Genomic DNA, 12,932 nt, shown 5'->3' on the forward strand with positions numbered 1-12,932 from the left:
GATCAGCGCGGTTTGAGGGCGGCCGGGCTGTTCTGCGGGGAGATCTCGCGTTCGCGGAAATAACGCTCCAGCACCCGCGGATCGGCCGAACGTTCGGCCAGGGCCACGTAGGTGTCCGGGCGCAGCAGGTACAGGGCGTTGCGCGCCAGCCCCGCGCGGGCGTGGGCCGGGCACCAGTCGAAGACCCGCAACGGCACCCGGTGTTCGGCGCACCAGTCCTGCACCGCGTTGCTGGTGACGCCGTAGACATGCACCTGCCAGCCCAGGTACTCCAGGCTGTCGAAGTTGTCGTGCTCGCCGTCCCTGACCCAGGGCAGGCGGTCGCCGCCGTGCACCGGGCCGACGCCACCGGCACTCAGGGGCATGCCCCGGTAGTTGAGGGTGATCTGCGACACGGTGCGAAAGAGAAACTCCCGGGCACTGTCGAAGGCGGTGATCTTCGGCAGCAGCAGGGGCGCCAGACGGGTGCGTACCAGGTAGGCGACCGGGCCGTCGGCGGTGGCGAAGCTGAACACCCGGTCGGTTGTGGCCACCAGGCGCCGGGCAAACTCCATGCGTTCGATTTCATAGCTGTCCAGCAGGCTTTCGGCGCTCTTGCCGCTGAGCACCGCCGCCAGTTTCCAGGCCAGATTGATGGCGTCGCCGATCCCGGTGTTCATGCCCTGGCCACCGGCGGGGCTATGGACGTGGGCGGCATCCCCCAGGAGAAACACCCGTCCCTGGCGAAACTGCTCGGCCACCCGGTGGTGCACCTTGTAGGTGGAGAACCAGTTGACTTGGGTGACGTTGACCTTGAGCTGATGCATGGCGCGCTGGCTGACGTCTTCGAAACGCAGGTTTTCCGGGTGCTCGGCGCGCTCGTCGCGCACGGTGCCGATCAGCCGCGCGCGGCCGCTCTGGGCCAGGGGAAACACCGCGAGAAAGTCGGCATCGTCCAGGTCCACGTGCAATTGGCCGTCGATGCTTGGGCCGTCGGCCTCGACATCGGCGACGTAGAACACCTGCTGGTAGGTGCCGCCGGGAAAACCAGTGCCCAGGGTCTTGCGCACCGTGGAGCGGGCGCCGTCGCAGCCGGCCAGGTAGAAGGCCTGGCAATGTTCCTCGCGGCCGTCGGGGCCACGCAGGCGAGCGTTGATCAGGTGGCCGTGATCGGTGAAGGCCAGCAGCTCGGTGTCGCGTTCGACGCGCACGCCCAGCCGTTCCAGGCGTTCGATCAGCAGTTGCTCGTGCTCGTCCTGGGGAAAGATCTGCAGGAAGGGGTAGGGCGTCAGGTCTTCGCCGATGGCGTTGAACGGCAGTTGCGCGGCCCGCTCGCCGCGGACCCAGAGGTTGACCGCCGGCACGTGGTGGCCGCGTTCGACGATGGCCTGGGTCAGGTCCAGCTGGCGGTAGAGCTCCAGGGTCCGGGCCTGCACCGCCAGGGCCCGGGAGGTGGTGCCCGGACCCAGGGTCTTGTCGATGATCCGTACCTTGACCCCCTGCTGGCGCAGCCAGAGCGCCAGCACCAGGCCGGTGGGGCCGGCGCCGATGATCAGTACGTCGCTGCAGTTCATGTGTTTGCCCTCGCTAAGAGATCAACGTTATGCATCTGACTGCGGGCGGCGCCTGCCGCGGGGTCAACGCTGGGCGAAGGCCAGGTTCAGGCCCAGTCCCGCGAAGCTTGCGGCAAAGCTGCGGCGCAACCAGCTCTGCACCTTGGGCGACTCGATCACCGCGGTACGGAACAGATTGGCCAGCAGCCCGTAGAGCACGAACACGAAGAAAGTCATGGCCATGAACACGCCGCTCAGGAGCAGCATCTGCGGGATCGGGTCGCTGCCGTCATGGGCGATGAACTGGGGCAGGAAGGCCAGAAAGAAAATGGTCAGCTTGGGGTTGAGGATGTTCAGCAGGCAGGCCTTGAGCATCAGCGCGCCAGCGCCGTGGCTCACCGCGTTGCTGTCCACGGCAAAGGCCGAGCGATCACGCCAGGTGGCATAGGCCAGGTACAACAGGTAGGCGACCCCGGCGAACTTCAGGCCCTGGAAGGCCAGGGCGCTGGTGTGCAGGATCGCCGACAGACCGAGGATCGAGGCCAGCAGGTGGGGGACGATCCCGGCGGTGCAGCCGATGGCGGTGAACAGGCTGGCGCGCTTGCCGGCCACCAGGGCGGTGGAAATGGTCAGGATCACGCCGCTGCCGGGAATCAGCACGACAATCAGGCTGGTAAGCAGAAAATCCAGGGTCAACATCCGGGTGTCACTCCATTGAGGGCGGGGTCATCAAAGTACACCCAGCCACACCGCCAATAGAAGGATTTTAGCCTGTAGCCGCTGCTGAGCCCGCGAAGCTGCGCGAAGGTCCGCAGGACCTTGCCTGGCGATCGCCAGCCAAACCTCATCGATCTTGAGAACCCTGCGTCCCTACGGGCCGTTCGCAGCCTGCGGCAGCGGCTACAGGGGCGTGGCGGGAACAGCGCTCGCATTCTTTGGTCGAACGCCCCATGCCGCTGCTTTACTTGCACGGCCCTCGTCCAGCCATCTTGCGGAGTCCCATGATTTCCCACCGTCTTCTCAGTTGCTGCCTGGGCCTGTCGCTGCTGGCCGGTTGTGCCAGCTCGCGCGGTCCCCAGGCGCCGACGCTGACCCCGGAGCAGACCCAGGCGCGCATCCTGCGCCTGCTGCCGGCCCAGGTCAGCGACCGCTCGGGCTGGGCCCGGGATATCCAGGTGGCCTTCAGCGCCCAGGGCCTTGAGCCGAGCCAGAGCAACCTGTGCGCGGTGCTGGCGGTGACCGAACAGGAATCCACCTTCAAGGTCGATCCGACAGTGCCGGGCCTGGGGCGCATTGCCCGGGAGGAAATCGACCGCCGCGCGGCCAAGGTGCATGTGCCGGCGCTGCTGGTCAGTGCCGCCCTGCAAGTGCGCGGCGCGGACGGCCAGTCCTACAGCCAGCGTCTGGCCAAGGCTCGCAGCGAGAAGGAACTGAGTGCGATCTTCGATGACTTCATCGGCATGGTGCCCCTGGGCAAGACCCTGTTCGGTGGCTTCAATCCAGTGCACACCGGCGGGCCGATGCAGGTCAGCATTGAATTCGCCCAGCAGCAGGCCCAGGGTTATCCGTACCCGGTGCAGGACTCGATCCGCCATGAAGTCTTCAGTCGCCGTGGTGGCATGTACTTCGGCATCGCCCACCTTTTGGGTTATCCGGTGGACTACCCGCAGCCGCTGTATCGCTTCGCCGACTTCAACGCCGGCTGGTACGCCAGCCGCAATGCGGCTTTCCAGGCCGCGGTGAGCCGCCTCAGCGGGATCAAGCTGGCCCTGGATGGCGACCTGATCCGCTATGACTCGCTCCTGCCCGGCAGCACCGAACTGGCGGTGCGCACCCTGGGCAAGCAGCTGGGCTTGCGCAACCCGCAGATTCGCGCCCAGTTGGAAAAGGGCGACAGCCAGGCCTTTGCACAGACCGAGCTGTACCGCCAGGTATTTGCCCTGGCCGACCGCGCGGCGGGCCGACCTGTGCCGCGCCAGCAACTGCCGGGCATCGAACTCAAGAGCCCGAAGATCACCCGCCAACTGACCACCGCCTGGTTCGCCAAACGCGTGGATGAACGCTACCAGCGCTGCCTGCAAAGGCCGCTGTAACCCCAAGGGCCTGCCCGTTGTAGGCGCTGGCTTGCCAGCGAAGACGCCCGCCAGGACGATGCAAGGCTTGCGGTCCTGTTCGCCGGCAAGCCGGCTCCTACGGCGGGGTCAGGGGCGACGACGGACGAACTTGCGCCACAGCCACACCCACAGCATCGCGAGAGGGAAGGCCAGGATCACGAAAGGCAGGGCATAGCTGCCTTTCTCCAGGGCTTCGGCTGTGCCGTCGGACAGGTTGTCCAGCAGGTTGCTGAAGGCGCGCTTGAGACTTGAACCGCGTTCGGCGCCGTTGCTGGGCAGGAAGTTCAGGGTCAGGCGGTTGGTGTCCAGGCGACGCTGTTGTCCGGCAGCTGTCTGGGCCAGCGCTTGCAGGTCGTTCTCGATGCCCGCCTGCTCCTTGCTCAGGGCGATCAGGTCGCTGACGCTGATGTCCTTGCGCGCCGCCAGTTCATCCAGGCGCTGTTGCTGGGCCTTGAGTCGCTGTTGCTGGCGTTGCACATCGGCCACGGCATCGGCCAGGTCTTCGGCGCTGGTGATGCGCTCACCCAGTTCGGCCCCTTGAGACGCCTGCTGGACGATGGGCTCGACCCCCTCCGGAACGATTCGCAGCACCACCCGGGCGCGGTACGGGCCTTGCTCCAGGAGCAAGATGTTGCAGGGGCCGAACTGGGCTTTTTCGCAGGCTTCACGGGTTTGTGTCAGGTGCGGGCCGATTTGCTCGGCAGGCAGGGACAGGGTCAGTTCGTGCTCGTAGGCCAGCAGGGCGCCGGCCTTGCCCTGGGCCCCACCGAGGGCCACCGCAGAGCTGTTGTGATCACTGGGAGAGCAGGCGCTGAGGGCCAGTGCACCGAAGAAGACAAAGGCCAGTCGGCGGCGGATGGCAGGGTGATCGTCCTGATGCTGCATGGAGGCTCCTTGAGTACTTGAAATTGCGGCTAGTGCGCAGGTGCGCATCTTACTGCTGTTCCCAGGATCACCACGATCGCGGCGCAACTTATTTTCGCCAATTTGCCTGGCTGATGCTCATAGGCATCGTGGTCAATCAGGGCTACACCTGTCGCCCTGTGCAACCCTCTGTCACCCAGCGGTTCAAGGAGAGCCTCATGAGCCAATCGGACATCCCCCAGGGCTTCAGTCCCTTGCCCCGCAGCAGCCCGCTGCTGGAGTTGATCGGCCCGGTCTATGGTCGCGGCAGTGGCCGCGAGCTGTGCCTGGGTCTGCGTGCCGATGCCCGCCACGCCAATGGCCGGGGCACGGTGCATGGCGGCATCATCGCCACCCTGGCGGACGTCGGCATGGGGTACGCCATGGCGTTTTCCAGCGAACCGCCGTTGCCGCTGATCACCGCCAGCATGACCCTCGACTACCTGGGGGCGGTGCAGGTAGGGGATTGGATCGAGGTGCGCCTGGAGCATGCCAAGCGCGGTCGGCAGATGGCCTTTGCCACGGTGCTGCTGCGGGTCGGCGAGCGTGAAGTGGCGCGGGCCAGTGGCGTCTTCGCCGTCCCAACTGCAGCCCTGTAGCCGCTGCTGAGCCTGCGAAGCTGCGTAAAGGTCCGCAGGACCTTGCCTGGCGATCGCCAGCCAAACCTCTATCGATCTTGAGAATCCTGCGTCCCTACGGGCCGTGCGCAGCCTGCGGCAGCGGCTACACAAATCCCGGATCGGCATTGGCCCTGTAGCCGCTGCTGAGCCTGCGAAGCTGCGCGAAGGTCCGCAGGACCTTGCTTGGCGATTGCCAGCCAAACCTCTATCGATCTTGAGAACCCTGCGTCCCTACGGGCCGTGCGCAGCCTGCGGCAGCGGCTACACAAATCCCGGATCGGCATTGGCCCTGTAGCCGCTGCTGAGCCTGCGAAGCTGCGCGAAGGTCCGCAGGACCTTGCTTGGCGATCGCCAGCCAAACCTCTATCTATCCTGAGAACCCTGCGTCCCTACGGGCCGTGCGCAGCCTGCGGCAGCGGCTACAGTTGCTTCCAGTCCAGGCCGAAGCGCGCCAGGTATTTGCGCAGGCGGTCGGCGTCGTTGGGGTTGGCCTTGCCCAGGCGTGACACGCCGAACAGCCGGCGCCCGGCGTCCGACAGGCTGTCGGCGCGACGGCATTCGGCAATCACCGCCTTGAGTTGCAGGCGGTCGAACAGGTCCAGCTCTACCTCGTCGCCCAACAGTTGCTGCAGTTCATCCTCGGCATTTTCCAGGCCCCAGGCGTGGCGCAGGCGCTGGATTTCCTCTTCGACCTGGGCCTGGTCGATGCGTCCGCTGTCGGCCAGGGTGGCCATGCGGGTGATGGACGCCGACAGCTCGCGGAAGTTGCCCAGCCACGCCGCTTCGCTGGAGCTGGCAAAGGCCAGGTAGCGGCGCCGTGCTTCCAGGTTGAAACGCACCAGTTGCCCTTGCTCCCGGGCGTGGCGTTCCAGCTCGAAATCGATGTTCGGCTCGATGTCCTCGCGGCGTCCCGCCAGTCCCGGCAGGTTGAAGGTCCAGAGGTTGATCCGCGCATACAGGTCTTCGCGGAACAGGCCCTGGGCCACCCGGCCGCGCAGGTCGCGGTGGGTGCCGGCGATGATCAGGAAGTCACTCTCCACTTCCTGGTCCGCGCCCATGGGGAAGAAGCGTTTTTCCTCGATGGCCTTGAGCAGCATGGCCTGTTCGTCCAGTCCCAGTTCGCCGATCTCGTCAAGAAACAGCATGCCGCCGTGGGCCGCCCGCAGCAGCCCCTCCCGGGCGTTCTGGGCACCGGTGAAGGCGCCCTTGATATGGCCGAACAGCGCCGACATGGCACCGTCACCGCGCAGGGTGGCGCAGTTGACCTCGACAAAACGCCCCTGCACCTGATGCCGGCCGCGCTTGAGTTCATAGATGCGCCGGGCCAGGAACGACTTGCCGGCACCGGTGGGGCCGATCAGCAGCATCGGCGCCTTGGAGCGCACCGCCACTCGCTCGATCTGCTCGATGGAGCGGTTGAACGCCGGGTTGCGGGTGGCGATCCCGGACTTGAGGAAGGCCAGGCCTTCCAGGCGCTTGTGGGCAAAGCGCGAGGCGATGCGGTCGTAGCGCGACAGGTCGAGGTCGATCAGGGCATGGGTGCCGGTGGCGTGTTCGCTGGGGTCGCGGCGCCGGGCCGGCGAGGTCTGGATCAACCGGGCCGGGAGGTAGCGCGCCTCGGTCAGCAGGAACCAGCAGATCTGCGCCACGTGGGTGCCGGTGGTGATGTGCACCAGGTAGTCCTCGCGCTCGGTATCGAACGGGTAGGCGCTGGTGAAGTCATGGAGGGCGCCGTACACCTCTTCAAAATCCCAGGGATTCTTCAGGCCCATGGGGTGCAGGCGCACTTCGGTTTCCGGCGACACCTGGCGCACATCGTTGGCCACCCGTTCGGCCAGGCTGATATCCCGGGCGTCCAGGCCGTGGATCAGCTCCAGGCGCTGGATCAGCACGTCCTGCTGCTGGCACAGGCCGACCGTGGGGCGCCAATGGCTCCAGCGATTGGCGCCCTTGCCGACGCGATCGAGGGTGGAACCGACAAAACCGATGGCGACCGTGGGCTTGCTCGACATGTTTATACCTGATGATAAAAAACGATAAGCAAAGATATAGAATTATCGAGGCGATTGTCTTGTCGAATGGCCAGCGAAAAAGCGATTAAAAATAAAAACTTTATAAATCAATAAGTTAAAAAATAATTTGCCGGAAAAACAAAACCTGGCACAGCGGCTGCAGTGTATCTGGCAACGAACGAGACAACAGAGCGAGACGCCAAGATGGCCAACTTCCAGCTGTTCAACACCCAACAGGCAAAAGCGCCAGCGAGCACCACCCTGAACGCTTCCAAGGCCGGGGCTTATGCCTACAACGCCAAGCATCGCCTGGCCCAGCTGGCGGTCACCGGTTGCCTGAACTCGACCTTCTACACCTCGCCTGAAGGTCAACTGGAAGCGGTACTGCAACTGGTGAGCGAGCTGGACAGCCGCTTCGTCGCCCAGGCCGCCCGTTACGCTCGGCAGCAAGGCCATATGAAGGACATGCCGGCGCTGCTGCTGGCGGCGCTGACCGCACAACGCTCGGTCCTGGTACCGGAGCTGTTCGCCCAGGTGGTGGACAACGGCAAGATGCTGCGCAACTTCGTGCAGATCCTGCGCAGCGGCGTGACCGGGCGCAAATCCCTGGGGTCGCAGCCCAAGCGTCTGGTGCAGAACTGGTTGAACAGCGCCAGCGAGCGTCAGCTGTTGCAGGCCTCGATCGGCACCAAGCCGTCCCTGGCGGACGTGCTGAAGATGGTTCATCCCAAGCCAAGCGAAGCCTGGCGCGAAGCCTTCTTCGCCTGGGTGATCGGCAAGCCGGTGGATGTGCAAGCGCTGCCTGAGCTGACCCGGGACCTGCTGGCGTTTCGCAGCGGGGCGACAACCCAGGTGCCGCAGGTGCCGTTCCAGTTGCTCGGCAACGAGACACTGAGCGCCGAACAATGGGCGGCACAGGCCCGCAACATGGGCTGGCAGGGGCTGCGCATGAACCTCAACACCCTGGCCCGCCACGGCGCGTTCCAGGTGCCGGGTTGCAGCGAGTACGTGGCGGCGCGGTTGGCGGATGCGGGGGAGGTGGCCAAGGCCCGGGTCTATCCGTACCAGTTGCTGGCGGCCTACCGCATGGCTGGCGAGGACGTACCGCAAGCGGTCCGCGAGGCGCTGCAGGATGCCCTGGAGCTGTCCCTGGCCAACGTGCCGGCGCTGGCGGGCAACGTGGTGGTCTGCCCGGATGTCTCGGGCTCGATGCACAGCCCGGTTACCGGCTATCGCCAGGGCGCCACCACGGCGGTGCGCTGCATCGATGTGGCGGCCCTGGTGGCGGCAGCGGTGTTGCGCAAGCAGCCGGCGGCGCGGGTCATGCCGTTCGAGCGGGGTGTGGTGAACATCCACCTCAACCCGCGGGACAGCGTGATGAGCAATGCGCAGAAGCTGGCGAACATCGGCGGAGGCGGGACCAACTGCTCGGCGCCTCTGGCCCAACTGGCCAACGCTAAGTGCCGGGTGGACACGCTGATCCTGGTCTCGGACAACGAGTCGTGGATCGATGCGCGGCGCCACGGCGCCACGGAAACCATGCGCCAGTGGGAGCGGATCCGGGCCATCAACCCGCAGGCGAAGCTGGTGTGCATTGATATGCAACCCGGCGCCACGACCCAGGCGCCAGACCGCGAGGACATCCTCAACGTCGGCGGCTTCAGTGACGCGGTGTTCGATGTGATCGAGCAGTTCACCGCAGGCAACTACGGTGCGCAGCACTGGGTCAAGGCAATCGAGGCGATGGCGCTCTGATCGCTGGAACATGAGATAAACCGTGCGCCGGCCAGCCGGCGCACACCACAGATTTTTTGATCATTGGCCCTGAATGCCGCTGTGACTACATCCAAAGGCGTCTCAGCAAATTTTGTCAGGGCCGGTGAGGGCACGAATGCCAGTGGCTGTACATCCTGGTTAAGCCGGTTCGAATCCGGCCATCAGTCACTACTTTTGTCGTGCCACCTTTTTTGCAGTTTTTGCGACGAATGCGGATGGAACTACATCCCAGGTTCGGGATGCGGGTTCGATTCCCGCCGGTGCTGGAAAACGGCGCCGTGGTTCAATGGTCAGAACACGAACGCATTGTTCCATCGACTCTTGTCGTCGCATCTTTTCCCCCGCCTCGGCGGGATGGCAGCGAATGCCACAGGTACTACATGGTGTCGCGGGTTCGAGCCCCGCCAGCCGCAAGGCTGTAGCTCAGTCGGTAGAGCAAATGTGCCTGTTCCCTTGTCGCTGCCCGCAGGTCCGGCCTGCACCGATTGACCCGGCGAATGCCGGTGGAACTACAGGACAGCGTGGTCGCGGGTTCGAGTCCCGCTCACTAGCTCAGAGGCAGAGCGCGCTGCATGTTCCACCTTCACTGGTCGCCGTCTGTACCGAACACCGCAACTCCGCAGGAGCTGGCTTGCCAGCGAAGAGGCCCTTGAGATCGTCTTCTGCGCCCCGGCTCCTACACAATCTATTGAACAAGGCCGAATCAGCGGCCACAGGAAAAAGAGTCAACGACATGGAACACAAGACCTACCAACTGCTGGAAGTGGCCAACGGCAAGCCGATCAAGATGTGGACCCAGGGCGTGCCGGTGGAAAACGAAGCGCGCCAGCAATTGATGAACACCGCGAAGATGCCGTTCATCTTCAAGCACCTGGCGGTGATGCCCGACGTGCACCTGGGTAAAGGTTCGACCATCGGTAGCGTGATCCCCACCGTAGGCGCGATCATTCCGGCGGCAGTCGGGGTGGATATCGGTTGCGGAATGATCGCTGCCCGTACCTCGCTGACCGCCTCCGACCTGCCGGATAACCTGGCCGGATTGCGTAGCGCCATCGAGGCCGCGGTGCCTCACGGTCGTACTTCGCCCCGTAGCGGTCGCGATAAGGGCGCCTGGGGTGATGTGCCGCAGCAGACCGATCAGGCCTGGGCTGCGCTGCACCCACGCTTCAAGGCGATCACCGATAAGTACCCGGCCCTGGCCAACAGCAACAACCGCCAGCACCTGGGAACCCTCGGCGGAGGTAACCACTTCATCGAGGTCTGCCTGGATGAAGCCAACCGTGTCTGGTTCATGCTCCACAGCGGTTCCCGTGGCGTCGGTAACGCCATCGGCAACCTGTTCATTCATCTGGCACAGGCCGATATGCGTCAACATATCGCCAACCTGCCGGACCGCGACCTGGCCTACTTCGAGGAAGGCAGCCAGCACTTCGACGATTACGTGGAAGCCGTGGCCTGGGCCCAGGATTTCGCCCGGCAGAACCGTGAGCTGATGATGCAACTGGTGATCCAGGCCACCCGCAAGGTGATCAGCAAGCCCTTCGAAGTGGCGCTGGAGGCAGTGAACTGTCACCACAACTACGTGCAGAAGGAGCGCCACTTCGGTGAAGAGGTGCTGGTGACCCGCAAGGGCGCGGTGTCGGCGAAGAAGGGCGAGCTGGGGATCATTCCGGGGTCGATGGGGGCCAAGAGCTTCATCGTTCGCGGGCTGGGTAACGAGGAGGCGTTCTGCTCCTGCAGCCACGGTGCCGGGCGTACCATGAGCCGCACCAAGGCCAAGAACACCTTCACCCTGGCCGACCAGATCCGCGCGACCGCCCATGTGGAGTGCCGTAAGGACGAAGCGGTGATCGACGAAATTCCGATGGCCTACAAGGACATCGACCAAGTGATGCACGCCCAGCGCGAGCTGGTGGAAGTGCTGCACACCCTGCGTCAGGTGGTGTGCGTTAAGGGGTAGAACAATGGACGACATGGACGCCTTGATAGCGGCGCCGCCCGGCTGGCATTACCAGCTGAGCGACTACGAAGCCCGCCGCGTGCGGGAGGTGATGGACGAATTGGATCGGCACAGTGCCTGGCTGGAACTGAGCCGCTTTGGCAACGGTTTCGTGCGTCAGGCCGCCGTGCGCGGCCTGGCCGCACAGCCTTCGGCCGAGGCCCTGGCGGCCTTGCTGGAGCGCCTCAACGATTGGGTGCCCCAGGTACGCCAGGAGGCTGCCGCGGCGGTCGAGGGGTATCTGGCACCAGAGCGCGCCGAGCTGCTGTTGCAGAGCCTGAAACCTCTGCTGGCCCTGGCCGGCAAACAGCGCGCCGACCACGGCGCGACCCTGGAACGGGCGCGTTCGGTGTTGCAGTTGGCCCAGGTACGCAAAGAAGTTGAAGACGCCTTTGGTGATTGCCGGGGCAAGGCCGCGCGCTTTGTCTTCGAGCTGTTGCTCGAAGGGGCGCAGGATCGGGCAGCGCTGCTGGCTCGGGCTCTGCGCCACAGTGAGGTCAGTGTGCGGCAGATGGCGGTGGATGCCTGCGCCGAACTGCCGGCCGCGCAGGCCGTGCCTTTGCTGGAAGAGGTGATGCACAGCTGCGGTGCCAGTGTGCGGGTCAAGGCGCTGCGCTTGCTGCTGCCGTTGCTGGCCGATCCTCGCGAGTATCTGAGTCAGGCATTGCTGGACCCTTCGGGGGCCTTGCGTTGCCTGGCCCATTGGGCCGCGCCCCGTCACGGGCTGGACCCGCGCGAGGTGTTGCTGCAACGGCTGCAACAGCCGGCACCACGGAACAAGCGCGCTTGGCTGGGGCTGTTGGGGCTGGTCAAGGAACTGCAGGAACCCATGGCTGACGCCATGGTGCGACAGGCCCTGGCCTCGCCGGCGCCGAGTGTGCGCCTGCTGGCCCTGCAGACCCTGGGCGAGCGTGGCATGGCCGAGCAACTGGCGGCCCTGGACGACGCCTCGGACAAAGTCTTCAACTGCGCCCTGGGCCTGTTGCACGAGCAACCCTGGGCGGTGTTCGACGAGGTCCTGGAGCAGCGTCTGGACCAGCACTGGCACGACCTGCCGAAGGCGCGGCGCTGGGCCCTGCTGGCCCTCAAGCCGGGCTGGCGTCAGTTGGAATACCTGCTGTGGCGTCTGGGGCAGGGCGGCAGCGAGGCCGCCTATTGGCGTGAGACTCTGGCGCGCTGGTGCGATAGCCGCTACGGGATGTTCGATCCGGTCACCCCCAAGCCGCTGCGCGAAGCCATGTTGCAGCGTGTGCAGGCGATGGAGGCAGCCGGTGAATTGCCCGCAGGTTCAGCCAAGCGCCTGCTTTGAAAAATGGAGAGAGCCTTTATGCAGCCGCGGCCACTGTTGACCCGGATGGAAGATGAACACTGCCGCGCGCTACGCCAGCTACTGAAAGAGGTGTACTGCGTCTTCGATTTTGTGGTGCTGGCGGTCGAGCCCGAGGCTGAGGTGGATCAAGCCCTGCATCGCCAGGGCTTGCAGCACCTGTACCTGCAACTCATGGCCGAGCGCCGCGAGCGCTGGGAAACACTGCGCCAGGACCCGCGCTATGCCGACGTCGGCCTGACGTCGATGCGCTGGGAGCAGGAGCGGGCGGTGCCTGAGGCGCTCAGCCAGGAACAGGTCCGGCAGCTGGTCTGCGAAAACCTGGAGCAGCAGGACCTGGCCTTGTACCGGGCGTTTCGCCAGCCGCCATACGGGCTGCATTTCCCTGGCGGCGCCGAGCAGGCGCGGCAGGTGTACGGCCAATGGCTGGACGTGCTGGGGCTGGACCCCGAACAGCAGCCCCAGGTGATCAACTGGGTAGGCAACCTGGAGCTGGACTGTCAGGCGCCGGACATGGGCCCGCACCTGCAGCCCTGGAGTGACTATTTCGACGAAGGCCTGGAGTGGTGGGGCGTCTGGTGCCTGACGGTGTGGAACCCCGTGCGCCGGACCCTGAGTGTGCTGGCCGCCAGCGCCACCGATTGAACAA

10 protein-coding genes are annotated in these 12,932 nt (G+C 65.1%); 6 read left to right on the forward strand and 4 right to left on the reverse strand.

Annotated elements, in window-relative coordinates:
* Positions 1-2: 2 nt before the first annotated feature.
* Positions 3-1,553: an FAD-dependent oxidoreductase gene (locus PFZ56_RS17190; RefSeq protein ID WP_170004207.1), complete on the reverse strand. Its 1,551-nt coding sequence runs from the start codon at positions 1,551-1,553 to the stop codon at positions 3-5.
* A gap of 63 nt (positions 1,554-1,616) precedes the next feature.
* Entirely contained in the window at positions 1,617-2,231 is a 615-nt protein-coding gene (locus tag PFZ56_RS17195; protein ID WP_123725004.1) for a LysE family translocator, read from the reverse strand.
* A 302-nt stretch (positions 2,232-2,533) separates the two neighbouring features.
* On the opposite strand from PFZ56_RS17195, the gene PFZ56_RS17200 reads away from it, so the two are divergent.
* On the forward strand, positions 2,534-3,625 hold the full coding sequence (locus tag PFZ56_RS17200; protein WP_170004209.1) for a DUF1615 domain-containing protein: 1,092 nt from the start codon (positions 2,534-2,536) through the stop codon (positions 3,623-3,625).
* A 108-nt stretch (positions 3,626-3,733) separates the two neighbouring features.
* Here PFZ56_RS17200 and PFZ56_RS17205 read toward each other — a convergent pair whose 3' ends face one another.
* Positions 3,734-4,531: a DUF4349 domain-containing protein gene (locus PFZ56_RS17205; RefSeq protein WP_170004211.1), complete on the reverse strand. Its 798-nt coding sequence runs from the start codon at positions 4,529-4,531 to the stop codon at positions 3,734-3,736.
* A gap of 197 nt (positions 4,532-4,728) precedes the next feature.
* On the opposite strand from PFZ56_RS17205, the gene PFZ56_RS17210 reads away from it, so the two are divergent.
* A complete protein-coding gene (locus tag PFZ56_RS17210; RefSeq protein ID WP_170004213.1) occupies positions 4,729-5,148 on the forward strand; it encodes a PaaI family thioesterase in 420 nt (139 codons plus the stop codon).
* 440 nt (positions 5,149-5,588) lie between these two features.
* Here PFZ56_RS17210 and rtcR read toward each other — a convergent pair whose 3' ends face one another.
* Positions 5,589-7,181: an RNA repair transcriptional activator RtcR gene (gene rtcR / locus PFZ56_RS17215; RefSeq protein WP_102879998.1), complete on the reverse strand. Its 1,593-nt coding sequence runs from the start codon at positions 7,179-7,181 to the stop codon at positions 5,589-5,591.
* A gap of 204 nt (positions 7,182-7,385) precedes the next feature.
* Here rtcR and PFZ56_RS17220 point away from each other — a divergent pair, with 204 nt between their 5' ends.
* The 4 genes from PFZ56_RS17220 (at position 7,386) to PFZ56_RS17235 (ending at position 12,928) form a co-directional block, all read left to right on the forward strand.
* A complete protein-coding gene (locus PFZ56_RS17220; RefSeq protein ID WP_170004215.1) occupies positions 7,386-8,936 on the forward strand; it encodes an RNA-binding protein in 1,551 nt (516 codons plus the stop codon).
* A gap of 754 nt (positions 8,937-9,690) precedes the next feature.
* Positions 9,691-10,917, forward strand: coding sequence for an RtcB family protein (locus PFZ56_RS17225; RefSeq protein ID WP_060838629.1), 1,227 nt, complete (start codon positions 9,691-9,693; stop codon positions 10,915-10,917).
* Between the two features lie 4 nt (positions 10,918-10,921).
* A complete protein-coding gene (locus PFZ56_RS17230; protein WP_110595921.1) occupies positions 10,922-12,265 on the forward strand; it encodes a PBS lyase in 1,344 nt (447 codons plus the stop codon).
* An 18-nt stretch (positions 12,266-12,283) separates the two neighbouring features.
* Positions 12,284-12,928, forward strand: a complete 645-nt coding sequence (locus tag PFZ56_RS17235) for a hypothetical protein (protein WP_253085596.1) — start codon at positions 12,284-12,286, stop codon at positions 12,926-12,928.
* The last annotated feature ends 4 nt before the right edge of the window (positions 12,929-12,932 follow it).

This window comes from Pseudomonas danubii, assembly GCF_042980055.1.
GTDB classification, from domain to species: Bacteria; Pseudomonadota; Gammaproteobacteria; order Pseudomonadales; family Pseudomonadaceae; genus Aquipseudomonas; species Aquipseudomonas danubii.